We start from the raw sequence: 25,073 nt of genomic DNA, 5'->3' as shown, positions 1-25,073 counted from the left end.
GTGAAGCGCACGGTTTCTGAGCGAACAGCTGGCTACGCGTCGTCCTGATCGCGCATCCGCCAACGGATTCCGGATTCGATGAAGCCGTCGATGTCACCGTCGAGTACCGCGGTCGGGTTGTTGACCTCGTGGTTGGTGCGCAGGTCCTTGACCATCTGGTACGGGTGCAGCACGTAGGAACGCATCTGGTTGCCCCACGAGGCGCCCTCGTTGGTCTTGAGCGCGTCCATCTGGGCACGCTCCTCCTGGCGCTTGCGTTCCAGGAGCTTGGCCTGCAGCACGCGCATCGCCGAGATCTTGTTCTGCAGCTGCGACTTCTCGTTCTGACAGGTCACGACGATGCCGGTCGGGATGTGGGTCAGGCGCACCGCGGAGTCGGTGGTGTTGACCGACTGGCCGCCGGGACCCGACGAGCGGTACACATCGACGCGGATGTCGCCGTCCGGGATCTCGATGTGGTCGGTGGTCTCCACGACGGGCAGGACCTCGACCTCGGCGAAAGAGGTCTGGCGGCGGCCTTGGTTGTCGAACGGACTGATCCGGACCAGGCGGTGTGTGCCCATCTCCACCGACAGCGTGCCGTAGGCGTAGGGCGCCTTCACCGCGAAGGTGGCGCTCTTGAGGCCCGCCTCTTCGGCGTAGGAGGTGTCGTAGACCTCGACGGGAAACTTGTGCCGCTCGGCCCAGCGGATGTACATGCGCATCAGCATCATCGCCCAGTCGGCCGCGTCGACGCCGCCGGCGCCGGAACGGATGTTGACCAGCGCGTCGCGCTTGTCGTACTCGCCCGAGAGCAGGGTGCGCACTTCCATCGCCTCGATGTCCTCGCGCAGGGTCGCGCGTTCGGCATCGGCATCGGCGGTGGCTTCGGCGGCGGCCGCGTCTTCTTCGGCTTCGGCCAGCTCGTAGAGCACCGGCAGGTCCTCGAGGCGCTGGCGCAGATCCTCGACGCGGCGCAGTTCGCTCTGCGCGTGCGAGAGCTCGCTGGTCACCTGCTGGGCGTGCTCCTGGTTGTTCCACAGCTCGGGATCGGCGGCCTGGTGCTCGAGTTCGTCGATGCGGCGGCGTAGCTCCTCGACATCGAGGACCGACTCGACCGTCTTGAGCGTGGTGTCGAGTTCTGCGAGGTCGGCGATAACGTCAGGATGCACGATGTCCTAGGCTACCGGTCCCCTCCGACACCGGGGTTTGTCGGGCCGCGACCGTGGGGTATCGGGCGCGATTTCCCTGCGTATTCGGTCTCAGCTCGCGATGGCGCGCAAGCCGCCGGGGCGACGTCCGACCAGCTGGTCCAAGGCTTTCGCGCTGGCCTCGTCGGCCGGGAGCAGGACGTAGAGCGATTGGTCGTCGTCGATCGACAGATCCAGTGATTCGTATGCCAGGCGCAGCGTGCCCGCCTCGGGGTGACCGAGGCGGTTGATCCCACCCGATGGTGGCAGTCCGGGCAGGGTCGCGAGGCGGCCGGTGAACGGACCGCCCGCGGTGACAGTGAGCTCGTCGACCAGGGCGGCGACCATCGGATCGGCGCGGAACGGGCCCTGTTTGAGCGAGGCGACCAGCTTGTCGGCGGCGCTATCCCAGTCCGGGTACAGCTCGCGGGCGCCGGGGTGAGTGAAGACGAACCGGGCCAGGTTGGCGGGTTCGCCCTGTTCGAACAGCCCGCTCGGCGCCATCAGCTTTCGATAGCCCTCGGTGCAGGCCAGGATCTCGGTGCAGCGGTTGGTGATCGCGGCGGGCGCGGGCTCGAGCTGGGCGAGGACGGCCAGGATCGTGGGGCGCACGGTGCGGTTGGGACCGTTCTCGGCGGCGCCGCAACTGAAACCGGACACGCCTTTGCTGAGTTGGTGCAGGTGGACGCGCTCGCGAGGACTCAACCGCAACGTCTCGGCGAGCGCGGACAGCACCTGGGCGGACGGATGGCTGTCGCGGCCCTGCTCGAGCCGGATCAGGTATTCGACGCTGACGCCTGCCAACATCGCGACCTCCGCGCGGCGCAGGCCCGGCGTGCGCCTGCGTTGTCCCGTGGGCAGCCCGACCTCGGCGGGGGAGACCGCTTCGCGGCGGGTCCGCAGGAACAGCCCCAGTTCGTTGTCGCTCACCTCATCGACGGTACCCAGCCCGGCGCACCGGAGAGTAGCCGTGCCACTACCACTCTCAGCGTGGTCTCCCTGCGACGGTCGCGGTCCGCGAGATTTGGTTGCACCGGCTGATCGGGCCGGTTCGACGAAGAGGAGAACATCGTGTCCGCACTGAAGCTCGCGATCATCATCGGCAGCGTCCGCGAAGGCAGATTCGGCCCCGTGGTCGCGAACTGGTTCGCCCAGCAGGTCGACGACCGCTTCGAGGTCGACATCATCGACCTCGCCGAGGCCGAAGTGCCCGCCGCGCTGCCCGCGGTGCCGCCCATGATGGACCCCGACCCGGTGCGCCCCGCAGGCATGCGCGACCTCACCGACCGCCTGGCCGCCGCCGACGCGTACGTCATCGTCACCCCCGACTACAACCGCAGCTACCCCGCCGCCCTCAAAGCCGCCATCGACTGGCACTTCACCGAGTGGGACGCCAAGGCGATCGGCTTCGTCGGCTACAGCGGCGGCTCCGGCGGCCTGATGGCCATCGAGCACCTGCGCCAGGTCTTCAACGAACTCAACGCCCACACCGTCCGCAACTACGTCTCCTTCCCGCGCTACTACCTGCTCTTCGACGAGAACGGCCAACTGCGCGACCCCGAACAGCCCACCGCGGACGCCACCGCCCTGCTCGACCAGTTGCATTGGTGGACAACCGCTCTGGTCGCGGCGAAAGCCGCCCAGGTCGCGGCCTGACCAGATCCTTCGTCGCGTTCTCACCCGCCCGGCCGGAGCAGCTGAGTTCGGGCGGGCATCGGAATCGCTGTCGGCGCCGCCGCGAACTCGAGCGCGCCGGTTCGGCGAATACACTCTCCGCGTGGCTGCCTACTCCGCTGACCTGGACCTTGCCCTGCGACTGGCCGACGAGGCCGACGCGATCTCACAGGAACGCTTCGGCGCCGTCGATCTGAAGGTCGACTCGAAGCCCGACCTGACCCCCGTCTCGGATGCCGACCTCGCGGTAGAACAGATGATCCGCCGCGTACTCGCCGAGGAGCGCCCCGCCGACGCCGTGCTGGGCGAGGAATTCGGCGGCGACGCCGAGTTCACCGGCAGGCAGTGGGTAGTCGACCCGATCGACGGCACCAAGAACTTCGTCCGCGGCGTACCGGTGTGGGCCAGCCTGATCGCCCTGCTGGAAGACGGTGTCCCGGTGGTGGGCGTGGTGAGCGCGCCCGCGCTGGGCAGGCGCTGGTGGGCCGCCGCCGGTTCGGGTGCGTGGGCGCGGGTCCACCCCGGTGCGCCCAAGCCGATCTCGGTGTCCGCGGTCACCGAGATCGACAACGCGAGCCTGGCCTTCTCCAGCCTGTCCGGCTGGCACGAGCGCGGCCTGCGCGAGAAGTTCATCGACCTCACCGACGCGGTCTGGCGGGTTCGTGGCTACGGTGATTTCTTCAACTATTGCCTGGTCGCGGAGGGTGCGGTGGATATCGCCGCCGAGCCGGAGGTCTCGCTGTGGGACCTGGCGGCCCTCGATGTCCTGGTCCGTGAGGCGGGTGGCGCGTTCACCGCCCTGGACGGGCGGCCCGGCCCGCACGGCGGCGACGCCGTGGCGTCCAACGGCCCGCTGCAAGACGAGGTCCTGGCCCGTTTGCGCGGGTGAATCGAGTTATCCACATGTGAGCAACTTCCGTATCCGCCGCCGTCTCCTTCGGTCGACGGGCTGCGCGACCGGCGCTCGCTCGTAGGATGGCCCGGTGAGCAATTCCGGCGCCACAGCCCCCGATGTCGAAGACTTCCCGCCCGAAGACTTCCCACCCGACGACGCGTACCCGTCCGACGGCGGGTATGTCTCCGAGCACGACTTCGCCGACACCGGCCACTTCCATTTCGACGATCTGGCCCCGGCCACTCCCGGCCGGGTCGCGGCACCAGACCACGCCGAGACCGCCGACGAGGTACTACGCCGCGTCTTCGGCTACGACAGTTTCCGCGGCGACCAGGCGGCCATCGTCGAACAGGTCGTCGGCGGTGGCGACGCGCTGGTGCTGATGCCGACCGGTGGCGGAAAATCCCTCTGCTACCAGGTCCCGTCGCTGGTCCGTGATGGTGTCGGCGTCGTCGTCTCACCGCTGATCGCCCTCATGCAGGACCAGGTCGATGCACTGAGTGCCCTCGGCGTGCGGGCCGGATTCCTCAACTCCACCCAGTCGCCGGATCAGCGGCGGACCGTGGAAGCGCAGTTCGTTTCAGGCGATCTGGACCTGCTCTATCTGGCGCCGGAACGCCTCCGACTGGAAGCCACGCTGCGGCTACTCGACCGGGGCAAGATCGCCCTGTTCGCCATCGACGAGGCGCACTGCGTGTCGCAGTGGGGCCACGACTTCCGGCCCGACTACCTCGCGCTGTCGCTGGTGCACGAACGCTGGCCCGATGTCCCGCGCATCGCGCTCACCGCGACCGCCACCGAGAAAACGGCCGCCGAGATCGTCGAACGCCTGGATCTCGGCGCCGCGAAGCAGTTCATCTCCAGCTTCGACCGGCCCAATATCCAGTACCGGATCGAATCGAAGAACCGCGCCGACCGCCAGCTGCTCGACTTCATCCGCGCCGAGCACCCCGGCGACGCGGGCATCGTCTACTGCCTCTCGCGCAATTCGGTGGAGAAGACCGCGGCCATGCTCAACGAGAACGGCATTCGCGCGGTGCCCTATCACGCGGGCCTCGACTTTCGGACCCGTGCCGAGAACCAGTCCAGATTCCTGCGCGAAGACGGCCTGATCGTGGTCGCCACCATCGCCTTCGGCATGGGCATCGACAAGCCCGACGTGCGTTTCGTCGCCCACCTCGACCTGCCCAAATCGGTGGAGGGCTACTACCAGGAGACCGGCCGCGCCGGCCGCGACGGACTGCCGTCGACGGCCTGGATGGTCTACGGCCTCAATGATGTTGTGCAGCAACGCAAGATGATCGATGCCAGCGAGGGCGACGCCGCCCATCGCAGGCAGTTGCAACTGCACCTCGACGCCATGCTCGCCCTGTGCGAGACCGTCGGCTGCCGGCGCGCCCGGCTGCTGAACTACTTCGGCCAGTCCGGCGGCGCCTGCGGCAACTGCGATGTGTGCCTGAACCCGCCCGAAACCTGGGACGGCACGGTGCCCGCGCAGAAGCTGCTGTCCACGGTGCTGCGGCTCAAACGTGAACGCGGACAATCGTTCGGCGCGGGCCACCTCGTCGACATCCTGCTCGGCAAGACCAACCAGAAGATCACCCAGCACCGGCACAACGAGCTCTCGGTCTTCGGCATCGGTACCGATCTGCGCGATACCGAATGGCGCGGGGTGGTCCGGCAACTGCTCGCGGGCGGTCTGCTCGCCGTGCAGGGCGAATACGGTGTCCTCGCGCTCACCGACGAGAGCAACGCGGTGTTGTTCGAGGGCAGAAAGGTGCCGCTGCGGCGCGAGCCCGAACGCGCCGAACGTGCCGCCCGCCCCGCGCGCACGGGCAAGTCGGCCAAAGCCGCCGTCGACCTGCCCGCCGCCGACGTCCCGCTGTTCGAGCGTCTGCGGGCCTGGCGCGCCGCCACCGCCAAGGAACAGGGCGTGCCCGCCTACGTGGTGTTCCACGATGCCACCTTGCGCGAGATCGCCGCGCGCAAGCCCGCCGACCTCGCCGCCCTCGGCACCGTCGCAGGCGTCGGCGAAAACAAGCTGGCCCGCTACGGCGAGGGGGTGCTGACGACCCTCGGCGAGGAATAGGCCGGACGCCCGGATGCCCCGGCGATTCGCGAAGACCGGCGCCCGTCGGCGCTCATGCGCCGCCCACAAGGGTGTACACGCGCGGCGGAAAGGAACCCGCACCGAATCGGACGACCCCGAGTTACTGTCGAGTCATGGCGAATGGTGAAGGCTCCGACAGCGAATCGTCGGGCAGCAGCCCGAGCGCGGGAGGCGATTCTCCGACACCTCCGATGCCGCACCGTCACATCGATCCGGTCGTCGCACCGACCCTCCTCGGCACGCACCACACCGCGATCCACCGCGGCCGACCGCGCTGGTCCACCCTCGCCCTGATCGCCGTCTTCGCCGCGGCCCTTGTTCTCTACCTTGTCCTGAGCCCGGGCTGACGCCAGCGCCGCACCGACCGATCGTCAGCGTTTCGACGATTCCGGAAATTTTGCGATGCCACGCACCAGCGCGGGCCGACATGCGCATGTGAGTTGTCGTAACCGCAGGTCAAAGGGATACCTGCCGTCGTCACCCCGGCGCACCGTTGCCGAGCGGGATCGATCACCGAGATCGGCCCGAGCTCGAGGAGGCGACGGCAATGGTGCGGTGGACTTGGAGTACGCGGGTGGTGTGCGCGGCGATCGCGGTATCCGGATTGGCCTGCGTGCCGGTACCCGCCGGTGCCGACCTGTCGGCCCCACCCGGTCTCGACTTCGCGCGAGCCCTCGGCACGCCGACCCTGCCCGGAATCTACGGCCCCGACACCGCGGTGGTGGTCCTCGGCTACGGCCTCACACCGGAGGGCACGATGCGCGAGGAACTGGTCCGACGACTGCGTGCGGGCCTGGCCCAAGCAGTCTTCGCGCCGTGGTCACCGATCATCGTTACCGGCGGCAACCCGCAGGCCGGCCTGTCCGAAGCCGACGCGATGGCCGATTGGCTGGTGGCCGCGGGCATCGACCAGAGCCGGATCATCCGCGAATCCGAGGCCGATTCGACAGTCGCCAATGCTCGCAATACCGCGGCGATGCTCGCCGACAAGGGCCTGCGCTCGGTCGTGCTCGTCACCTCCGAGGACCACATCGCCCGAGCCAGAGGCGCTTTCGCCGACGCGGGTGTGCTCGTTGTCGGCGACCTCACGCCCGACCGCGCCCAGTGGGATGCGGTGCCACTGCACATCGGCCGCTTCGGCCCAGCGCCCTCGGCCGGATGATGTGTACCCAGCCTGTGCCCCGGCGGTGCCGAAACGCGGTGCGCAGGCACCCTTCCGGCGTCGCTGTGACCGATCATCGCCGCAGGTCGGCAGTTGTGATGAGTAGTCGCGGAATTCTGGGCAATAACCCCGAGAACCCGCCCCTCGCCTCGTAACGTCGACCCATGACGCTCCACCTGTCCGACAGCGACATCCTCGCCGAGCTCGAGCCGACGGCCGAAGCCAACCTCAACGACCACCTGGCCAAGGCCAAGATGTGGCACCCCCACGATTACGTGCCGTGGGACGAGGGCCGCAACTTCGCGGCCATGGGTGGCGACGACTGGGACCCCGAACAGTCGCGGCTGAGCGAGGTCGCCAAGGCGGCGATGATCACCAATCTGCTCACCGAGGACAACCTGCCCTCCTACCACCGTGAACTCGCCGACACCTTCGGCTTCGACAACGCCTGGGGTACCTGGGTCGGCCGGTGGACCGCCGAGGAGAACCGCCACGGCATCGTCCTGCGTGACTACCTCGTCGTGACCCGCGCCGTCGACCCGGTCGCGCTCGAAGAGGCCAGGATGTCGCACATGACCGCGGGCATCGCCAAGCCCGAGAAGGGTTCGCAGTTCCTCAAGGGCGTCGCCTACGTCACCCTGCAGGAACTCGCGACCAGGATCAGCCACCGCAACACCGGTGCCCTGTGCAACGACGCGGTCGCCGATCGCATGCTGGCTCGCATCGCCACCGACGAGAACCTGCACATGATCTTCTACCGCAAGCTCTGCGCCGCGGCGCTCGATCTCACTCCCGACGAGACCATGCGCGCCATCACCGATGTGATCCTGCGTTTCCAGATGCCCGGCCTCAACCAGCCCAACTTCCGGCGCAACGCGGTCCTGCTCGCCAAGCACGGCGTCTACGACCTGCGCCAGCACCTCGATGTCGTGCTGCGCCCCACCCTGCGCACCTGGCGCATCTTCGAGCGCACCGATTTCGGCGCCGAAGGTGAAATCGCCCGCGACGAGCTGCACACCTACCTGCTCGACCTCGAGGTCAAGGCGGCCCGTTTCGAAGAGCAGCGCGACCGTTCCCTGGCCAGGGCCGCCGCCAGGGTCTGAGTCAGCCATGGAATAAACCGCTGGCGCCGTCACTTACAGTTGACCGTTATGAAGGAGAAAGGCCGGAAGGTCATCGCGACCAACCGCAAGGCCCGGCACAACTACACGATCCTCGATACCTACGAGGCGGGGATCGCGCTGGTCGGCACCGAGGTGAAGAGCTTGCGTGAGGGCAAGGCCTCGCTCGTCGACGCCTTCGCGACCGTCGATCACGGTGAGGTCTGGCTGCGTGGCCTGCACATCCCGGAGTTCAGTCACGGCACCTGGACCAATCATTCGCCGCGCCGCACCCGCAAGCTGCTGCTGCACAAGCGGGAGATCGAGCACCTGGTCGGCAAGTCGCGCGAGGGCAACCAGACGCTGGTGCCGCTGTCGATGTACTTCTCCGACGGCAAGGTGAAGGTGGAGCTCGCGCTCGCCAAGGGCAAGCAGGACTACGACAAGCGTCAGGATCTGGCTCGCAAGCAGGCCGAGCGCGAGGTCACCCGTGAGGTGGGTCGGCGGGTCAAGGGCATGCGTTAGTGCTCTCCGTCGCGCTCGCCCTCATCGCGGCGGCGGGCTACGGAGTCAGCGACTTCTTCGGCGGGATCGCGGCACGCAGGGTCACCGCATTGCGGGTGGTCGTGGTGTCGTACCCGTTCTCGGTGCTGTTGGTCTTGCTGATCGCGCCGCTGGTCGGCGGGCATGCCGACACCGCGTCGATGGTGTGGGGTCTGGCCGCCGGGGTGGCCAGTGGATTGGCGGTGTGGTGGTTCTACGCCGCGCTGGCCGACGGGCCCATGGCCGTGGTGTCGCCGGTGACCGCGGTGCTGGTCGCTGGGATCCCGGTCATCGCCGGTTTCTTTCTCGGCGAACGGCCGGGCTCGGTCGCGATCGCGGGCATCGCCTTGGCCCTGGTCGCGGTGGTGCTCGTCAGCAGAGAGGCGCCCGACGAAACCACCGAGGAGATCACCGGCGGCAGGCAACTGCGTTTCACCCGCCGGGTTGCGCTCCTCACGATCGGGTCGGGCGCCGCCTTCGGTTTCGCGTTCTATTTCCTGCACGAGACCAGCGCGAGCGCGGGCCTGTGGCCGTTGCTGGCCCAGCGCGCCGCGGCAACCGCGGTCGTGTGGACATCGGCGCTGGCGGCAGGCGAATTCCGCGGATTACACGGCGAGCCGCTGCGCCTGGCGTTGGCGATCGGCGTGCTCGATGTGATCGCCAACGCCGCGCTGCTCTACGCCTTCCACGGCGCGATGCTTTCGGTGGTCAGCGTGATCGGTTCGCTGTATCCGGCGGCGACTGTGCTGCTGGCGATGGTGCTGCTCGGCGAACGCATCAGTGCCACCCAGAAGGTCGGTATGGTGCTGGCGCTCGCGGCGGTCGCCATGATCGCCGCGAGCTGATCCCTACAGCCGGGTGCAGGGCTCGTGCAGGCTCAGCCGCCCCAGCGTCTTGCCCTGATAGCCGACTCTCACCGCCTTGGCGCCCATCGGCGCCGTCCGGTCCGGTTCGAACACCACCGACCATTCCGCGTCCAGATCCGGTTCGGCCGCGCCCGCCGGGTGGATCACGACCATGCCCTCACCGTCGGGTTTCATCGCCCCGACGCTGCGCCGCAGGCCCGCCCTGGTGAGTTCGCCGTTCGCCGCCGCCGTCGTGAGCAGGGCTTTGAGCGGGTAGGTGATCGCCCAGCCGAGTGAGTAACCGAAGTTGGCGGGTTCACCGCTGACCGCCTCGCGGGCATTTTTGGCGCCCACACTGTCACCAGACCAGCTGTCGACCGGGGTCGTGTAGTTGTAGAGCGCGGTCAGCGCGGGCGCGGCCGCCGATTGCAGCAGCGCCTGGTTCCAGGTGGGCAGCGAGCCGAGGAACCGGCCGGTGAAGCCGGCCTTCACCAGCTTGCCCACGATCTCCGCGGTCTCGGCCGGCCCGGTGGCCAGCATCACCAGATCCGGTGTCGCCGCCAGGATCTCCTCGACCGGCCCGTCCTGGTTGCCGACCTCGGCATTGGGTCCGGTGTCGATGCGATCGGCGATGGTCGCGTCGTTGGCCAGCGCCCACTTCAGTGCGCCGCTGGCGTAGTCGCCGCCGTAGTTGCCGCGATAGGCGACCACGGCGATATCGCGTGGCATGTAATGGGTTTCGGCGAACCAGTCGAGTCCCGTCACCGCTTCGGTGCAGTAGGAGTAGCCGGCGCTGAGCACCAGGTTGCGGTCGGCGCTGCGATAGTTCCAGCCCGACCACTGGGTGGCCGCCGTGCTCACCATGTCGTCGGCGTCCATCTGATTCAGCATCCCGATGGTCTGCGCGGTCCCGAAACTCATCGACAACGCGAGCACGTTCGGCTCGATCTCGTGATACGCGCCGCGATGAGTGCGGGGATCGAGGGAGGTGTTGCGGGTGTAGGTGCTGATGTCGATGTCGTAGCCGCCGATACCGCCCGCCGCGTTGACCTGCCGCCAGAACGCCACCTGACCGTCGTTCATCGACGCTCCGAGCGCGGAGAACGGCCCGTTCTGCAGATCCGAGAGCACCCCGAGATAGATGCAGCCGCGGTCTGTGTTCGCCGAACCAGGACACGGTGCGCTGGTGACGCCCGGCGCGGCGGTGGGCTCGCCGGACGAGCACGCCGCGGCCAGCACGAGACTCGCGACAGCCGGGACAGCCGCGAATCGGCGTAGTCCACGGTGACTGGTGTATGCCATGGGATAACTCCTTGCTCCAGTCGCCCAGGACATTTCACAGTTCCGGGGCGGCCGATCGAGAACAGTACCCGCCGCTCCCGGCACTCCTACCCGGTTTCGCCGATGCGGTCGGCCAGTGGTTCGCCACAAGATCACCTCGGCGCCACCGCGAGCTGGCAGCGGATAATGGGATGATCCCGCGCCGCGCCGGTGTTAATATGACTAGCCCGCAAGGTGCGGGCACGTACGGGGCTGAACGGTTTCGACTGCGTACGTTGATTCAGGGGAAGCGTGTCGGTGCAGGCAAGAGACCACCGTAAGCGTCGCTGCAACCAATTAAGCGCCGATTCCAATCAGCGCGAGTACGCCCTCGCTGCCTAAGTAGCCAGGACGTCTCTGTCAGTCCGGGTTCGTCCCTCGACCCGGGTACTGGCATCAGCTAGAGGGAATTACCGTTCGGCTCGGTCGCGGAGTCGAATGGGACATCTAACAGCGACTGGGATCGTCATCCAAGCTTGTTCGCGAGACCTGGAGATCCAAGCAGAGACATAGCGAACTGCACACGGAGAAGCCCTGAAGACGCGGCGGAGGACCCGGGTTCGATTCCCGGCAGCTCCACTCGAAGTCTCTGGCCTGTTAATGCAGGTCAGAGACTTTTTTTATGCGCTGAGCACGGTCAGATTCGGCCTGCTGCCCACACTTTGCCCACATCCTGCGGCAGCAAGCCTCAAACCGGAGCCCATACGGGCCGCCACATCGTCCAAGTCGTCCTCGAACAGGTGCCCGTAGTTGTCGAGGGTCATCGTCGCTGACTTGTGGCCGAGCTGGCGTTGGACAGTCTTCACGTGAGCACCGGACCGGATCATCAGGGACGCGGCAGTGTGCCGCAGTTCGTGCGCCGTGACGCGAGGGAAGGTGGGGGAGTCCGTCGCGTTGCCGTCCTCGTCTCGCGGTGTGGACGCTGCGATGCAGCGACGCACAGCGCCACCGAACCAATGCGTTGTCGTCGGCGGGCGCAACGGCTGACCATCCGGCCGCGACCACACCAACTCTGTCGAGTGCTTGCCCTTCAGGACCGGGACGCTGAGGTCCATCACTTCGGCCGGTACCGCGACCGTGCGCCGCTCCCACGTCTTCGGGGTGCCGATCACCGTGCGGGAGTTCACCTTGGATGCTGACCGGACGATGTGGATGCGCCGACGAGCCACGTCGATGTCACGCGGTCGCAGAGCAGCCATCTCGCCCCACCGGAGACCGGAGTAGGCCAAGAGCATCACGATCGCCGGGTGCTTCGACTCAGCAGCCAGCGCGGCGACCTGGGCGTGCGTGAGTATCGCGCCTGGGCCACACTGCGGCAATGAATACCGCCCCCGGGAGTCCGACTGCGACCGTCCATCCCAGCGTCATCATCCGTCTGCCCTCGCCCCTGCTGTGTTCAGCGGTCGGGGTGCGACGTCGCGCTGTTCGGCTGCGGTCAGCCAGTCGGCCACGTTCTCCAGCGACCCGGTGACGACCACCCTGTAGGGGTTGTACAACTCCCACCCATAGGGCGGTTCGGGAGCCTTGCGGATCGCCATCGACCGAAGCGCGGCACGTTCGCGCAGGGCGTCCAATGTCTCTTGTATCGCCTTGCTCATGGCGCACCTTCCAGGGCCGAAGTTGGTAGGCATCCGGTAGCGAGGCACAACACAGAGGGAGAACGTAAGGGGGTGGCCGTTCGGATCTGTCACTCGCTACCGGAGCCGTGTTCAACGTACGAACCACCAGGTCGGCAGCACTACGACTTTGCTTCAGTTTGCTCGAAGTTGCGCAAATGCTGGTCAGCACACCGGGTTTCACGCGACCATGAACGTGCGTGACGCAAACTCACGCACACCGCTGGACGGGAGGGTCCAAAGTGAAGCTTCATTTTCTGGGATCAGGTGGATCGAACACGAACGGTTGCCCATCGCTGTACGAGACAGACCAGGGCACATTCCTGGTGCAGGGCTGGACTACCGACACCGCCGACACAGTCGAAATCCCGCACCTGCTAACCGGTTTCGCACAGCCACGCACATACCTGGGCGCAACGCTCACCGACACCGGCCGAGGCACGTTCACCGTGACCGGTCGCCCGATCACCGAGACAGACACGCTCGCACAGATCGACCTGGCTGCCGACGAGACAGCCATCGAGGTACCGCTACGAAAGCGAGAGTTTTACGGTCATGCAGCAACTCAGTGACGACGGGTTCGCCGAACTGTTCGGCAGAACCACGCGCGACGCGTTCCACCTCGAGGTCCAAGACACCTACGCCGTAGACCTCGAAAACGGGCCTTACGCGCGGTGGTTGGCCGGTGAACCCGACGACTACGGATGGATGACTCCGTGGCTCGACCAGGTAGCCGACCTGACCGCGTCCGGTGCGACTGTGCGCAGGGTTCGGGTGGTCAGCCGTCCTCATACCGACTACACGCGGTGGTGTCTGCACGTCGCGCAGGAGAACATCCGTGCGGGTGAACAGGTCCAGTACATCGACCGCGCCGACATCGACCCTGAGCTGCTGACCACTGACGATTGGTGGCTCTTCGATGACAGGGTCGCCTCGTTCAACGTGTTCGAGCCGTCCGGCCGTTTCGCGGGCGGTGCGGTGACCACCGACCCCAGGATTCTCGCGATGCTGCGGGAAGTACGAGACACGGTCTGGCTGAAGTCGGTTCCCCGTGATGAGTACGCCGCCGGAGAACCCCAGCGGTGACAAGCGCCGTCCACGCGGCACGCGAGGCCCTGGGGCTCCAGCTCCGGGGCCTTCGCCACGATGCCCGACTCACCGGCCGCGCTCTTGCGGGTCTCGCGGGCTGGCACGAGTCCAAGATCAGCAAGGTCGAATACGGCAAACAGACGCCGTCCGAGGACGACGTTCGGACATGGTGCGAGCACACCAACAGCACCGAACACCTGCCCGATCTCATCGCAGCGCTCCGCAACATCGAAGCGGCCTACCTCGAGTACAGGCGCGTCCTGGCGACCGGCACGAAGCGACGGCAGAAACAGGCCGTCAAGCTCGAAGCCGACACCGAGGTCACACGCTGGTACGAGCCGCAGGTAGTGCCCGGCCTCCTCCAGACCGCCGACTACGCGCGATGGATACTCGCGCGCGTCACCGACTTCTACGAAACCCCGAACGACCTCGAGCAGGGCGTAGCCGCCCGAATCGAACGGCAACGTGTGCTCTACCACGGCCGTCATCGGTTCTGGTTCGTCATCGCTGAGCAGGTGCTCCACACAACCGCCGGTGACGACCAGATCATGTTGGGTCAACTCGACCGACTACAGACCGTCATGGAGCTTGCGCGGGTGTCGTTGGCGATCGTCCCCACAGCCGCCGTCTACCGGGCACCGACGATCAACGGGTTCGTCATGTTCGATGACCGACTGGTCCAGGTCGAAACCGTCTCCGCAGAGCTGAACGTCACCCAGCCACGAGAGATCCGGCTCTACGCACGAGCGTTCGACGTGCTCGCCCGGCAGTCAGTCACCGGAGAGCGCGCACGAACGTTGATCCGCCGGGCGATTGAATCCCGCCGACACGCTGAACCACCCGGAAGCTGATTAAGTCTGCACGTCACAGGGTGTGCGCTCGAATACGATCGCGCGATGACGGACCAGAAGCACGCAAGCTATCGGGCCGCGTGGGTACCAATGGCGCTACCCGAACATCCGTTGGACCCTGCCGTCGAGCTGTGCATCGGATGGATTAACAGCGAAGCGCACCGGCTGGGTCTGTACCCCGTGCTGATGTCGCCGACCCGCCCTGCCGTCGAGTCTTCGGAGCCGCTTGCCGAATTCGCGGCAGCGAATGTGCACATCACCGCCCTGTCGCATGCCATTCTGCCCGGGTCCGGGCCGGTGCTCTCGTATACGCCGGACGTCAAAGAGCTTGTTACCGCAGTCACGCTGACGAAAGACACGGCGCTGTGTGTGTTGGAAAACGTCATCTTCCCGGTTCACGGATGGGCCGCCGCTGTTGGTGCGCTCAACCTCGCGACCGGCCAGGTTACCGATCCGCCCCCAGAGGACCTCGCGACGCAACTCCGTCGTCTCGCCCACGCGGGATACAAGGGGTTCACAGACAATCCGACCAAGCTCAGCGCGAACGAGATCCTGACCGCTATGTCTGAACGCGACGACTACGACCCTGGCTTCATCGTGGGATATCTGGCGGCCCAGAAGCAGGTGAGCGCCGCCGGACTCGTCAGACTCCAGGGGATGGCCGCCGAGTTCGCTCCATGACGCGCGTTTGCGCCCAGGCGCTCCGGTGCTCCGGTGCCCACATTTTGCCCACACAGGGAGCGAAAACAGGGCACCGGAGGCCGGACCGATTGGAATGCAACCGCAGGTCAGAAAGTTGCCGGATCTGCGATCCGGCGGAGGACCCGGGTTCGATTCCCGGCAGCTCCACTCAGAGCCCCTCACCTGACACGCAGGTGAGGGGCTTTTTCGTGCGCGGACGACGCAGTTTTGTAACTTCGAATCCACTATGTGTAGGGTTCAGGATGTGGCGCGGAGCAAGGGGTTCGACATGGATCGAGCCGTGGACCAGGCGATGGAAGTCTTCTGGGCCAACGGCTATGCGGGCACCACGCCGAAGCGGCTCACTGCTGAGCTCGGGATCGGTAGCGGCAGCCTCTACAACGCGTTCGAGAGCAAGCGCGCGCTGTTCGAGCGGACGTTGCGGCGTTACTACGAGCGGGAGTCGGTGCGCCTGATTCAGGTGCTGGATGGGCCGGGCGCGCCGCGCGAGCGTCTGCGTGCCGCGGTCGATCTGGTGGTCGACGCGGCGCGGTCGGATGACGGGCGCGGATGCATGGCCGCCAATGCCGCGATCGAGTTCGGCGGTCGGGATCAGGTGGTCGAACATCTCGTGCGGCGAATCTTCGACCGGCAGGAGGCGGCCTTCCGGAGCACCATCGAGGAAGGACAGCGTTCCGGCGAGATCGCCGCCGACGTCGATGCCGTGGCCGTGGCCGGGCTGTTCCTCGCGACGATCAACGGCATTCGGGTGCTGGCCAAGGCCGATCAGAGTTCGCCGCGCCTCGACATTATGGCCGCTACGGCGTTGCGCGCCCTCTGACGTCTCTGGTGTGAACTTCCCGCGCTTCGTCATGCTCATATTTTGTATCTGTAGTTCAAGAAAGGAACATCATGGATCTACAACTTTCGGGAAAGACCGCCGTCGTCACCGGTGCCAGCAGGGGGATCGGGCTCGAAGTCGCCCGGTCGCTCGCGGCCGAGGGCGTGCACGTCATCGCGGCCGCACGGTCCGCGGGCACGAACAGTGACCTGGCCGAACTCGGCGTGACCGCGGTGTCGCTCGACCTCACCGATCCGCTGAGTGCCGCCCAGCTCACCGAATTCGGCGACGTGGACATCCTGGTCAACAATCTCGGTGGCGTGGCACCGGCCAGCATGGCGGCCGCTGGCTTCCTGGCCGTCGACGATGCCGCGTGGCAGCAGACCTATGACCTCAACCTGTTCGCCACGGTCCGCGTCACCCGAGCGCTGCTGCCCGGCCTCCTGCGGCGGTCCGGCGTGATCGTCAACGTGTCCTCGATCGGCGCTCGCGCCGCCTTCCCGCCGGTCGACTACGGGACGGCCAAAGCCGCCATCACCAACCTGACCAAAGCCCTCGCCGAGGAGTTCGGCCCACAAGGTCTGCGTGCCATGACGGTCAGTCCGGGACCTACCCGCACCGAGAACTGGGGCGACCCGTCCGGCTACGCGGGCCGGCTCGCCGACGTGGCGGGTGAGGACCTAGCCGACTTCCTGGCCAGGGTCCCCGAACGGATGGGAATCACCACCGGGCGGCTCACCGAACCGGCCGAGACCGCCGCGCTGATCACGTTTCTGGCCTCGCCTCGCGCGGGTAACCTCACCGGCGCCGACTATCTGGCTGACGGTGGTGTGATCAAGACCGTGTGACCCGAACCTGCCGTGGGGGAGGGCTCGCGGCCCTCCCCGGCATCAATATTCGATACATACTTCTCTGAATTCAGAAGTCTCTGTACTATCTTTCCCGTGACTACCGCAGTGCAGATCGACGCTCTCGCCCGTTTCGGCTACGCCCTCTCGGATGCGACGCGAACCCGGATTCTGCTGAGTCTGCGGAAGGGGTCTGGGTATCCGTCGGAGCTCGCCGAGGCGATCGGGGTCTCGCGGCAGATTCTGTCGAATCATCTGGCCTGCCTGCGTGGATGCGGGCTGGTCGTCGCGGTTCCTGAGGGGCGGCGCAGTCGGTATGAGCTGTCCGATCCGCGGATCGGGCGGGCCTTGGACGATCTGGTCGGGCTGGTGCTGGCTGTCGATCCGGCCTGCTGCCCGGCGGCGGAGTCGGATGGCTGCTGCTGATGGAGTCGATCGGGATGCCTGCGCTGACGGCGCCGAGTTCGGCGCGGAAGGTGGTGCTGGCGAAGCGGATTCGATGGTTGGTCGCGGTGACCATCAGCTACAACGTGGTCGAGGCGGTCATCGCGCTGGCCGAAGGAGCGCGGGTCTCCTCGACCGCGCTGATCGGGTTCGGACTGGACTCGGTGATCGAGGTGTCCTCGGCGGCCGCGGTGGCGTGGCAGTTCGCCGGGCGCGATCCGGAAGCGCGGGAGAAGGTGGCGCTGCGGGTCATCGCATTCTCGTTCTTCGCGTTGGCCGCCTATGTCGCCGTCGACGCTGTCCGTTCACTGCTCGGGGTCGGCGAGGCGCGGCATTCGACGGTCGGAATCGGGCTGGCGGCAGCGAGTCTGGTGATCATGCCGGTGCTGTCCGCAGCGCAGCGCAGGGCCGGACGCGAACTCGGGTCCGCCTCCGCCGTCGCAGATTCCAAGCAAACCCTGTTGTGCACCTATCTCTCGGCTGTGCTGCTTGTCGGCCTGGTGCTCAACAGCCTTTTCGGCTGGTCGTTGGCCGACCCGCTCGCGGCGCTGGTGATCGCGGTGATCGCGATCAGAGAAGGGATCAACGCCTGGCAGGGCGAAACCTGCTGCACGACAACGTCCACCGGATGCGGTCACGGGGATCCCGACGGCTGCTGTGACGACTTCACCAGGGGAAACACATGATGGCGAGCTGCGCACTCGGTCACTCTGGTCGACACCGGCGTGTTCGGTCTGGTCCGGAACCCCATCTTCACCGCGATGCTGCTGTTCGCCGGTGGCATCACGCTGATCATCCCGGACGCTGTCGCGATCGTCGCGTTCGCATTGCTGCTGGTGACGATCGAACTCCAGGTGCGCGTCGTCGAGGAGCCGTATCTGACGCGGGTACACGGCGCGAACTATCGCGCCTACCTCGCCGCCACGGGCCGCTTCGTCCCTGGCATCGGCCGCGCCTGATCTGACCGGCGAGACCCTGGTGCAGGCCCGTGCGGCGAGGCCACGTAGAACTGAGCGAATGACGCGGTATGCATACGACTCGGGGGCGGGAACGCTGGTCGCCACCTGGGGGACCGGTCGGGGTGACGTCGCCGAGACGATCGCCGAGGTGCCGGGGGCCGAGCACGGGGTGGAGCTGGCGGCGGCGCTGGCGAGTTTGGCGCGGTTTCAGTGGCGGACCTACACCCATCCGGCGACCGCGGCCGGGGATCCCGATATCGAGAACGGGGAAGCGTGGCGGCGGGCGGAGGAGCGCAATCGCTTCGCGAAGGTCGAAGCAGCGCTGCGCACCCCCAATCTGCCCGACGACGACGGATGCATGCTGGTCTTCTACAGCCCCATCGAGGAATCCGCGCACCACGTGGGCCGCGTGCTCCACGCGATCGGTGACGCGGGCCTGGTGGACCGGGTGGTGAACGAGGTGCTGACCGAGCAGGCGGCGATCACGGCCGCGGAACTGGGTGATCTGGCAGGCCGAGCCAGGCAGGCCGTCGAACTCACCCGGCCGGAGATCTCCCCGGTGCAGGTGCACGCGGCGGACAGCCTGCTCCGCGCCAACCCGTTGGGCACGATCGACCTGTTCACCGAACTGGATCCGGCCGCCGCATCGGTCGCCGCCGCACACTGGCTACGGGCCGCGGCGACGGTGGCGGGCGAGGTCACGGGCCTCGAGCCGGTGGACGTGGTCGCCGAGGCGGACGACATCGAAGCACTGCAGGTCGAAACGCCGACCGTGGTCCTGGAACGGCTCGGCGAGGGGGAGACGCCCACCCAGGTGGTGGTCGACCTGATCGCCGATGCCATCGCCGTGTCCGAAGGCAAGGTTCGCGACCTGGACGGAATCATCGACGCCGCGCAGGAAATCGAGGAGCGCGACGAGGACGACGATCCCGACGCCTGGTCCGACGGATATCGCATCTGCCGCCTCGACCCCACTCGCCCCGCGATCGACCTGCTCGAAGACCTGCTCGGCGCCATCCGGGGATGTTGGCTGGTCTTCAGCGAAGCAGACAGCGGTACCACGTTCGAGAACGCGGTTCGATCCGAAGCGGACGCCGACACCTCCCGCTTGCAGTAGCTCCGCGTCACCGAAAAGCCCTGCGCCGCACGGTGATTACCGGCGGGGCAGGGCTGCTCACGGAAGCGGGGCCGCAGCGCGAACTATCCTCCGGCGCGACGGCGGAAGGTGCGCTTCCCGCCTGCCTGCGCGTGCGTCCCACGCACCTTGGCGGCATTCTGCGCGGCCCCTCCGGCGGAGGAGTGGCCGTTCTTCCGCTCGAGCGCCTCGCGGAACTTCCGCTTGGTCGCCTCTTCCGGAGTTTCGTTCGCATCACCGGACTGGTCGGCGGAGATTTCCTGATCATCGGGCATGCGTACAGCCTGCCACCTCGACGCACCTTCCGGCACCATCGGCGGGACCATCGCCCGGCCCGTCAGTGCCCCTCGGTACGATCCACCGATGCGGGGCAGGCCAGGAGGGACGTGGCTGTGATCGAAGTATGGGGTGCGCGGGTCGCGGTTCGGTACGCGGACGGGCGGCTGGTGACGACGCCGCTGCGCGCGGACAACGAGATCGGGCTGGATGTCGGCGTCGCCGAACTGGGCAGGGTCGCGCTCGCGACCACCGAGGACGGGCAGATGGCACTGCTGCTGTTCTTCCGGTCGGCGCAGTTCGTGGTCGACGGGGCGCCGACCGAACGTCATCCGGTGCCGGTGTTCCTCGAAACCGGTTTACGCGAGCAGGCGCAGACGCTGATCAGAGCGGTCGAACGTGACCTGGTCAGCTTACGGAGGGTCTTCCCTCCTCGACCGAATCTCGTTCCACCACAATCGGTGCACGGTGCGAACGGCAGGCAACGTCCCGATGTCACGGCCGCCGCGTACCGAATGCGCCACGCGGGCAACTCCTTACGTGAGATCGACATCCTGCACCGCTGTGCCCGTCCCGATGAGTACGTGCTCGAACTGGCCCAAGCCGGCCACGAGGGCGCACCCGGCCTGGTCGCGATCACCACCCTGCGCCTGCTGTTCGTCTCCGCGTGGGCGGTCTACGAATTCCCGGTCTCGGTCCTGTCCGGCGCCGAAGTGATCTCCGGTCAGGTTGCGACCCTGCGTATTTCGGGCGCGGGCGCCGACCTGGACTTCGTCGACTGGGAACCCGCCGACTTCACCCGCATCACCGAGGCCGTCCAGCTGGCCTGCGAAATCGAGCACGTCGACGGATCCATCGCCGCGACGATGCCCTCCTCGGCCGACCTCTTCGGCGAATGGCAACTGCTGGTGGAACGCCGCAAACTCGGCATGGTCGACGACGATCCGTTCCGCCGTCAAGCCGTCGGCATCATGCTGACGATGCCGGGCTGAACACCGGCGCACCCGCGTGCAGGGCGACCCGCCGCCATGGACTCGACGGCCGCAGGTGAAGCCCCGCGATCATCCGCCTGCGTTCGGCCACTTGACTTTTCGCCGCCGATAGATCCTGTGTGGCCGCCCAGAAGATCGCCCCGGTGAGGAACCCGTCGCCGAACTGGCGCCAATTGCGATAGTGCTGACGCGCCCGATCCAGGCCGGTCAGCATGTGCTCCCACGCCTCGTCCTCGGTGAGGTAACCCGCCGTGCACGCGGCGCGGGCGATGAACACCAGCCGTGCCAGATCCCATGCGGTGGCGTCGATCTGCAGCGGCGTCGGCAGACTGTCGGTGATGCCGAGTTTGATGGCCTGCAACCAGGCGTCGTAGTCGCGATCGATCCCCGCGGGTCCGCGATACCCGCGGAAACCCGAGAGCGTGTGCAGGAATTCGCGGTGCTCGTCGGCCAACCCGGACCGGTCGACCCGTCCGGTATCGGTCGCCGCCATGACGGCGAGCGGATGGACGAGTTCGAACAGCGGCGCGTGCATCCCGGCCAGCAACCGCCGCGCGGTGTCATGGGCGTCCTCGGCGTTGTCGACGCCCCACGATTCATGGAGTCCCTCGATCGCGGTCTCGCGCCGCGTCGACGAGCTGTCCGGCTCCTCCGGGAGGAACGCGACCCCATCGCACTGCGCACCCCAGCTCCGGCCGTAATACGCGCCGACGGCCAAGGCCCGGATCCGGTCGTCGTCAACGGCCGCCCCGGACCATACGTCGGGCTCGATATCGATGTCCGCCCCCGGGAAACCGGCCACGCGCGGCCGTCCGCCCTGCACTGCTGCTGTCGGTTGCATGTGGCACCCCTCTGCCGAGCGAACGTCGTGCCGCCAGATCTTACGTACTGCGCGATGACAGCGCGGCAGCTACCTGTCGGTGGGCAGGACTACCGTCGGAAGGGTGACGGGATACCGGGAACGCGCATCGCGGCTGGACCGAGCGGTGGTCTGGTCGCGGACGGTGCCTGCCCACACGGGGCCGGTCACCGTGTTTCCGGACGGGTGCATGGATCTGATCTGGACCGAGGGCACGTTGATGGTGGCGGGTCCGGACGATCGGGCGTTCCGCGCGCCGACCGCGCGGGCGAGCGAATTCGCCGGCATCAGGTTCGCGCCGGGCACCGCGCCGACGTTGCTCGGGATTCCGGCGGTGGAGCTGCTGAACCAGCGGGTCGACCTGGCCGAGATCGCACCGTCGCGGACCACCCGCGCACTCGTCGACCAGGTCGACAACGCGCCCGACCGCGTGGCCGCGCTGGAAGCGATCGCATTACGATTCGCCGCCGAGAACGGTCCGGCGGATCCGGCGCTCACCGCCGTCGTCGACTCGTTGTCGGCGGGTGCGACGGTTGCCGAAACCGCCGCCGAGACGGGTATGTCGGCCCGGATGCTGCATCGGCGATCGTTGTCCGCGTTCGGCTACGGACCCAAGATGCTGGCCCGTGTGCTGCGATTTCAACGTGCGCTGGGGGCGGTTCGCACCGGCGTCCCAGCCGCGCGAATCGCGGCGACGACCGGTTTCGCCGACCAAGCGCACCTGTCGCGGGAATTCCGTGACCTGGCGGGATGCTCGGTGCGCGCACTACAAATGGGCTGACCAGCACCTCGATGCCCGGAAAGTCTCATTCGGATTCATCGTGACGGAGGGTTACGCTCACAGAGCACGCCCCGTCGCAAGTGCTCAGCACAGTCCGAACACCGACGAGAGGATGTGACCTGATGATCGACGAATCCGTGTACTCCGCACTCCGTATCGAGGCTGAACGAGACGAAATCCGCCGGCTTGTCGTCGGCGCGGTCATCGTCCGCCATCAACGAGTACTCATCCTGCGCCGCCGACGATCGGATTTCCTGAGTGGCCGGTGGGAGCTGCCCAGCGGCGTCGTCGAGCCGGGTGAGGCACTCGACGAAGCGCTGGCCCGCGAAGTCGCGGAGGAGACCGGGCTCGAGGTCACCGGGGTCAGCGACTATCTCGGCGATTTCGACTACCTGACCGGCGCGGGTGCCCGCACGCGGCAGTTCACCTTCGTGGTCGACGTGGCCGCCACGGGACCGGTGACGCTCACCGAGCACGACGCGCACCTGTGGACCAGGCTCACCGGAGAACCCCCGGTCAGCGACGAGGTCCGCGACATGCTCGGCGTGTATCAGCGGCGTCAGCGCGCCCCGCACGACTGGTCGACCTATTCGGCTGGCAACGGCGCGTAGAGGTCGATTCCGTGCCCGTCGGGGTCGACGAGCGAGGCGTAACGCTGACCCCAGAAGGCATCCCATGGCGGGAGTTCCCCGTGATGGCCGGCGTCGACGAGCTCGGCGTAGAGCTTGTCGACCTCGGCCGGATCGGCGCAGCGGAACGCGAGACTGCTGCGGCCGGGGCCGGTCGGTGGCTGCCAGCCGGGCGTGAACGAGGCGATCGTGGCCTCGGTGTCCAGCGCCAGCCGCAGCCCGCCGCCGAGCACGGCCTCGGCATGCCCCTCGGTTTCGGAGCCGTCGGGGAAAACCAGCCCCAGCTTGCGGTAGAAGGCCACCGAAGCGGCCATATCGGAAACAACAACGGACACGACATCGAGCTGTGGAGTCATATTCGCAGCGTAGACACGTGAACCCGACGAAGTCTTGAACGAATCGGACGTTCAGCGCGCAGGCACCGGCACCAGTTCCGCGATCAGATTGCCGATCAGGATCTGCAGGTGATCGCGAATGCTGCGCACCACCTCGATCGGCTGCCCGGCCGGATCCGACAGCACCCAGTCGCGATAGCTGATCCCGGGAAAGTACGGGCACACCTCGCCACACCCCATCGTGACCACCACGTCCGAGAGCCCGACCACGTCATCGGTGAGCGGCTTTGGTCGTTCGCCGGAGATATCAATCCCGATCTCGGCCATGGCCGCCACCGCGGCGGGGTTCAGCGCGGGCGCCGGGTCGCTGCCCGCGGTGCGCACCTCGATCCGGTCACCGGCCATGGCGCGCAGCAAGCCCGCCGCCATCTGTGATCGGCCCGCGTTGTGGACGCAGACGAACAACACTGTGGGAGTGTGGGCCATGGTCGCCCTTTCGGCGCAGGGGCGAAGTGCTTGTGGCGCTTCGGCTATCACCGCCCATCATTCCATCCGGGCGCACCGTCGGGGGCGCGTGCGGACGAACCGGCGACACTGTTGTCCGAGGTGTGTCCGCCTCAGTCGAGGGTGCCGAGCACCCGGTTCACGTAGTCGTTGGCGAATACCCCGGTGGGGTCGAAGCGGCGTCGTACCGCGGCGAAGCGGTCCCATTCGGGGTAGCGCGGGCGCAGCGTCTCGGCGGTCTGGAAGTGGCGTTTGCCCCAGTGCGGCCTGCCGTCATAGGTGTTGAACACCGCCTCGCACGCACGGAAATACGGCTCCCACACCATGCCCTCGTACTGGTGCACCGCGATGTAGCAGGTCTCGCGGCCGCCGGCGGGGGAGAGGAAGGCGTCGTCGGGCGCGACCCAGCGCACCTCGATCGGCATCGGCGTGCCGAATCGCCTTCCCAGCGCCAGTATCTCGCGGATCGCCTGCGCTGCGTGTGCGCGCGGGATCGCGTATTCCATCTCGTTGAACTTCACCAGCCGCGGCGTGGAGAACACGCGGTAGGAGCGGTCGACCTGCCGGTTGTTGCTGCCCGCCAGGGTGGCCGCGCGATGAATCACGGGAATGGCGGCGGGAATTCGCCGGCCGAGCTTGCACATGCCGCCGTAGACATGGTTGGCGATCAGGATGTCGTTGATCCATTCGTTCACCTTGCCGCGCGGTTGTTCCGGCGCCTCGGTGCGATTGATGGCCTTGGTCATCGCCGTGCCACTGTGCGGGAAGGCGAAGAACTCGAAATGGTCACTGCCATCGGCGAATTCGTCGATATCGGCGAGGATCTCGTCCAGCGCCACCGGTGTTTCGACGCACTCCAGCACGAACGACGGCGCGAGCTGCAAGGTGGCCGCGGTGACGATGCCGAGCGCGCCGACACTGACTCGCGCCGCCTTCCAGCCGTCGGGATCGGTCTGCTCGTCGAGCTCCACCCGGGTGCCGTCGGCACGCAGCAACTCCACCGAGTGCAGCGCGGCGGAGATATTGCGCAGCCGGGATCCGGTGCCGTGGGTGGCGGTGGCGGTCGCGCCGGCCAGGCTCTGTGTATCGATGTCGCCGAGATTGGGGAAGGCCAGCCCGTGGTCGTGCAATATCGGGCTCGCCGCGTGCAGCGAGATCCCGGCCTCCACGCGCACCCGGCCGGTGTCGGCGTCGACATCGAGCACCTTGTTCAGGCCGCTGAGGTCGACGAGTGTGCCGTCGGTGAGCACCGCGTCGGTGAACGAGTGCCCCGACCCGGCCACGCGCACGGTCCGCCCCGCGGCGACCGAATCGGCCACGATCGCGGCCAGTTCCTCGACGTCACGCGGCGCGGCGACGACGGCGGGTGTGCAGCGCTGCTCGCCTGCCCAGTTCACCCAGGTGCTCTTGGTCAT

General features: G+C 67.2%; 30 protein-coding genes, 1 other RNA gene and 1 pseudogene. 22 read left to right on the top strand and 10 right to left on the bottom strand.

Annotation, left to right across the window (positions count from 1 at the left end; genetic code table 11):
• Positions 1-32: 32 nt before the first annotated feature.
• Both prfB and ACWZHB_RS21390 read right to left on the bottom strand, forming a co-directional pair.
• Positions 33-1,151 carry a peptide chain release factor 2 gene (gene prfB / locus ACWZHB_RS21395; protein ID WP_427903622.1) on the bottom strand — a complete coding sequence of 373 codons (1,119 nt, stop codon included), beginning with the start codon at positions 1,149-1,151 and terminating at the stop codon, positions 33-35.
• A 90-nt stretch (positions 1,152-1,241) separates the two neighbouring features.
• On the bottom strand, positions 1,242-2,099 hold the full coding sequence (locus ACWZHB_RS21390; RefSeq protein WP_427903621.1) for a helix-turn-helix transcriptional regulator: 858 nt from the start codon (positions 2,097-2,099) through the stop codon (positions 1,242-1,244).
• A gap of 141 nt (positions 2,100-2,240) precedes the next feature.
• On the opposite strand from ACWZHB_RS21390, the gene ACWZHB_RS21385 reads away from it, so the two are divergent.
• From ACWZHB_RS21385 to ACWZHB_RS21350, 8 genes are all read left to right on the top strand, one after another.
• Positions 2,241-2,825, top strand: a complete 585-nt coding sequence (locus ACWZHB_RS21385) for an NADPH-dependent FMN reductase (RefSeq protein WP_427903620.1) — start codon at positions 2,241-2,243, stop codon at positions 2,823-2,825.
• Positions 2,826-2,946: 121 nt separating this feature from the next.
• Positions 2,947-3,732 (top strand): histidinol-phosphatase, encoded by a 786-nt coding sequence (hisN, locus tag ACWZHB_RS21380; protein WP_427903619.1) that lies wholly within the window; start codon positions 2,947-2,949, stop codon positions 3,730-3,732.
• A gap of 94 nt (positions 3,733-3,826) precedes the next feature.
• A complete protein-coding gene (gene recQ, locus ACWZHB_RS21375; RefSeq protein WP_427903618.1) occupies positions 3,827-5,827 on the top strand; it encodes a DNA helicase RecQ in 2,001 nt (666 codons plus the stop codon).
• Positions 5,828-5,961: 134 nt separating this feature from the next.
• Positions 5,962-6,195, top strand: coding sequence for a hypothetical protein (locus ACWZHB_RS21370; RefSeq protein ID WP_427903617.1), 234 nt, complete (start codon positions 5,962-5,964; stop codon positions 6,193-6,195).
• Between the two features lie 200 nt (positions 6,196-6,395).
• Positions 6,396-7,010, top strand: coding sequence for a YdcF family protein (locus ACWZHB_RS21365; protein WP_427903616.1), 615 nt, complete (start codon positions 6,396-6,398; stop codon positions 7,008-7,010).
• A gap of 164 nt (positions 7,011-7,174) precedes the next feature.
• Positions 7,175-8,113 carry an acyl-ACP desaturase gene (locus ACWZHB_RS21360; RefSeq protein ID WP_427903615.1) on the top strand — a complete coding sequence of 313 codons (939 nt, stop codon included), beginning with the start codon at positions 7,175-7,177 and terminating at the stop codon, positions 8,111-8,113.
• Between the two features lie 48 nt (positions 8,114-8,161).
• Complete coding sequence (gene smpB / locus ACWZHB_RS21355; RefSeq protein ID WP_427903614.1) at positions 8,162-8,635, top strand: SsrA-binding protein SmpB; 474 nt, start codon at positions 8,162-8,164, stop codon at positions 8,633-8,635.
• Entirely contained in the window at positions 8,635-9,498 is an 864-nt protein-coding gene (locus ACWZHB_RS21350) for a DMT family transporter (protein ID WP_427903613.1), read from the top strand. Before smpB ends, ACWZHB_RS21350 begins: the two co-directional genes overlap by 1 nt.
• A 3-nt stretch (positions 9,499-9,501) precedes the next feature.
• Here ACWZHB_RS21350 and ACWZHB_RS21345 read toward each other — a convergent pair whose 3' ends face one another.
• Positions 9,502-10,800: an ABC transporter substrate-binding protein gene (locus ACWZHB_RS21345; RefSeq protein WP_427903612.1), complete on the bottom strand. Its 1,299-nt coding sequence runs from the start codon at positions 10,798-10,800 to the stop codon at positions 9,502-9,504.
• A gap of 227 nt (positions 10,801-11,027) precedes the next feature.
• On the opposite strand from ACWZHB_RS21345, the gene ssrA reads away from it, so the two are divergent.
• Positions 11,028-11,400, top strand: a transfer-messenger RNA (tmRNA) gene (ssrA, locus tag ACWZHB_RS21340).
• 38 nt (positions 11,401-11,438) lie between these two features.
• On the opposite strand, the gene ACWZHB_RS21335 is transcribed toward ssrA, so the two are convergent.
• Both ACWZHB_RS21335 and ACWZHB_RS21330 read right to left on the bottom strand, forming a co-directional pair.
• Positions 11,439-12,137: a site-specific integrase gene (locus ACWZHB_RS21335; RefSeq protein ID WP_427903611.1), complete on the bottom strand. Its 699-nt coding sequence runs from the start codon at positions 12,135-12,137 to the stop codon at positions 11,439-11,441.
• Between the two features lie 48 nt (positions 12,138-12,185).
• A complete protein-coding gene (locus tag ACWZHB_RS21330) occupies positions 12,186-12,416 on the bottom strand; it encodes a hypothetical protein (protein ID WP_427903610.1) in 231 nt (76 codons plus the stop codon).
• A 218-nt stretch (positions 12,417-12,634) separates the two neighbouring features.
• On the opposite strand from ACWZHB_RS21330, the gene ACWZHB_RS21325 reads away from it, so the two are divergent.
• The 10 genes and pseudogenes from ACWZHB_RS21325 (at position 12,635) to ACWZHB_RS21280 (ending at position 19,264) form a co-directional block, all read left to right on the top strand.
• Complete coding sequence (locus ACWZHB_RS21325; protein ID WP_427903609.1) at positions 12,635-13,006, top strand: hypothetical protein; 372 nt, start codon at positions 12,635-12,637, stop codon at positions 13,004-13,006.
• The gene (locus ACWZHB_RS21320; RefSeq protein ID WP_427903608.1) at positions 12,990-13,520 is read left to right on the top strand and encodes a DUF6879 family protein; all 531 of its coding nucleotides are present in this window, start codon (positions 12,990-12,992) and stop codon (positions 13,518-13,520) included. The genes ACWZHB_RS21325 and ACWZHB_RS21320 overlap by 17 nt, the downstream gene beginning before the upstream one ends.
• Positions 13,517-14,374, top strand: coding sequence for a helix-turn-helix domain-containing protein (locus tag ACWZHB_RS21315; protein ID WP_427903607.1), 858 nt, complete (start codon positions 13,517-13,519; stop codon positions 14,372-14,374). The genes ACWZHB_RS21320 and ACWZHB_RS21315 overlap by 4 nt, the downstream gene beginning before the upstream one ends.
• Positions 14,375-14,419: 45 nt before the next feature.
• The gene (locus ACWZHB_RS21310; RefSeq protein WP_427903606.1) at positions 14,420-15,055 is read left to right on the top strand and encodes a hypothetical protein; all 636 of its coding nucleotides are present in this window, start codon (positions 14,420-14,422) and stop codon (positions 15,053-15,055) included.
• Positions 15,056-15,344: 289 nt separating this feature from the next.
• Complete coding sequence (locus ACWZHB_RS21305; RefSeq protein ID WP_427903605.1) at positions 15,345-15,896, top strand: TetR/AcrR family transcriptional regulator; 552 nt, start codon at positions 15,345-15,347, stop codon at positions 15,894-15,896.
• A gap of 71 nt (positions 15,897-15,967) precedes the next feature.
• Positions 15,968-16,744 carry an SDR family oxidoreductase gene (locus ACWZHB_RS21300; RefSeq protein ID WP_427903604.1) on the top strand — a complete coding sequence of 259 codons (777 nt, stop codon included), beginning with the start codon at positions 15,968-15,970 and terminating at the stop codon, positions 16,742-16,744.
• A 96-nt stretch (positions 16,745-16,840) separates the two neighbouring features.
• Complete coding sequence (locus ACWZHB_RS21295) at positions 16,841-17,170, top strand: ArsR/SmtB family transcription factor (protein WP_427903603.1); 330 nt, start codon at positions 16,841-16,843, stop codon at positions 17,168-17,170.
• Positions 17,170-17,874, top strand: coding sequence for a cation transporter (locus tag ACWZHB_RS21290; RefSeq protein ID WP_427903602.1), 705 nt, complete (start codon positions 17,170-17,172; stop codon positions 17,872-17,874). The genes ACWZHB_RS21295 and ACWZHB_RS21290 overlap by 1 nt, the downstream gene beginning before the upstream one ends.
• A pseudogene (locus ACWZHB_RS21285) lies at positions 17,875-18,147 on the top strand (methyltransferase family protein); the annotation flags it as partial.
• A gap of 58 nt (positions 18,148-18,205) precedes the next feature.
• On the top strand, positions 18,206-19,264 hold the full coding sequence (locus ACWZHB_RS21280; RefSeq protein WP_427903601.1) for a hypothetical protein: 1,059 nt from the start codon (positions 18,206-18,208) through the stop codon (positions 19,262-19,264).
• Positions 19,265-19,347: 83 nt separating this feature from the next.
• Here the strand turns inward: ACWZHB_RS21280 and ACWZHB_RS21275 are convergent, their stop codons facing one another.
• Positions 19,348-19,557 (bottom strand): DUF5302 domain-containing protein, encoded by a 210-nt coding sequence (locus ACWZHB_RS21275; protein ID WP_427903600.1) that lies wholly within the window; start codon positions 19,555-19,557, stop codon positions 19,348-19,350.
• A gap of 111 nt (positions 19,558-19,668) precedes the next feature.
• On the opposite strand from ACWZHB_RS21275, the gene ACWZHB_RS21270 reads away from it, so the two are divergent.
• Entirely contained in the window at positions 19,669-20,550 is an 882-nt protein-coding gene (locus tag ACWZHB_RS21270; RefSeq protein ID WP_427903599.1) for a hypothetical protein, read from the top strand.
• Here the strand turns inward: ACWZHB_RS21270 and ACWZHB_RS21265 are convergent.
• Positions 20,528-21,391, bottom strand: a complete 864-nt coding sequence (locus ACWZHB_RS21265) for a DUF1266 domain-containing protein (protein ID WP_427903598.1) — start codon at positions 21,389-21,391, stop codon at positions 20,528-20,530. The two genes, ACWZHB_RS21270 and ACWZHB_RS21265, sit on opposite strands and share 23 nt — an antisense overlap.
• 103 nt (positions 21,392-21,494) lie before the next feature.
• Here ACWZHB_RS21265 and ACWZHB_RS21260 point away from each other — a divergent pair, with 103 nt between their 5' ends.
• On the top strand, positions 21,495-22,190 hold the full coding sequence (locus tag ACWZHB_RS21260) for a helix-turn-helix domain-containing protein (protein ID WP_427903597.1): 696 nt from the start codon (positions 21,495-21,497) through the stop codon (positions 22,188-22,190).
• Positions 22,191-22,312: 122 nt separating this feature from the next.
• Positions 22,313-22,801, top strand: a complete 489-nt coding sequence (locus ACWZHB_RS21255) for an NUDIX domain-containing protein (protein ID WP_427903596.1) — start codon at positions 22,313-22,315, stop codon at positions 22,799-22,801.
• Here ACWZHB_RS21255 and ACWZHB_RS21250 read toward each other — a convergent pair.
• The 3 genes from ACWZHB_RS21250 to ACWZHB_RS21240 form a co-directional block, all read right to left on the bottom strand.
• Positions 22,777-23,175 carry a VOC family protein gene (locus ACWZHB_RS21250; protein WP_427903595.1) on the bottom strand — a complete coding sequence of 133 codons (399 nt, stop codon included), beginning with the start codon at positions 23,173-23,175 and terminating at the stop codon, positions 22,777-22,779. The two genes, ACWZHB_RS21255 and ACWZHB_RS21250, sit on opposite strands and share 25 nt — an antisense overlap.
• A 51-nt stretch (positions 23,176-23,226) precedes the next feature.
• Positions 23,227-23,640: an arsenate reductase ArsC gene (locus ACWZHB_RS21245; RefSeq protein ID WP_427903594.1), complete on the bottom strand. Its 414-nt coding sequence runs from the start codon at positions 23,638-23,640 to the stop codon at positions 23,227-23,229.
• Positions 23,641-23,771: 131 nt separating this feature from the next.
• Positions 23,772-25,073: a D-arabinono-1,4-lactone oxidase gene (locus tag ACWZHB_RS21240; protein WP_427903593.1), complete on the bottom strand. Its 1,302-nt coding sequence runs from the start codon at positions 25,071-25,073 to the stop codon at positions 23,772-23,774.

It is taken from the genome of Nocardia sp. FBN12 (genome assembly GCF_054031145.1).
The sequence above is the reverse complement of the archived record's forward strand: the minus strand, read 5'-3'. Positions and strand labels throughout refer to the sequence as shown.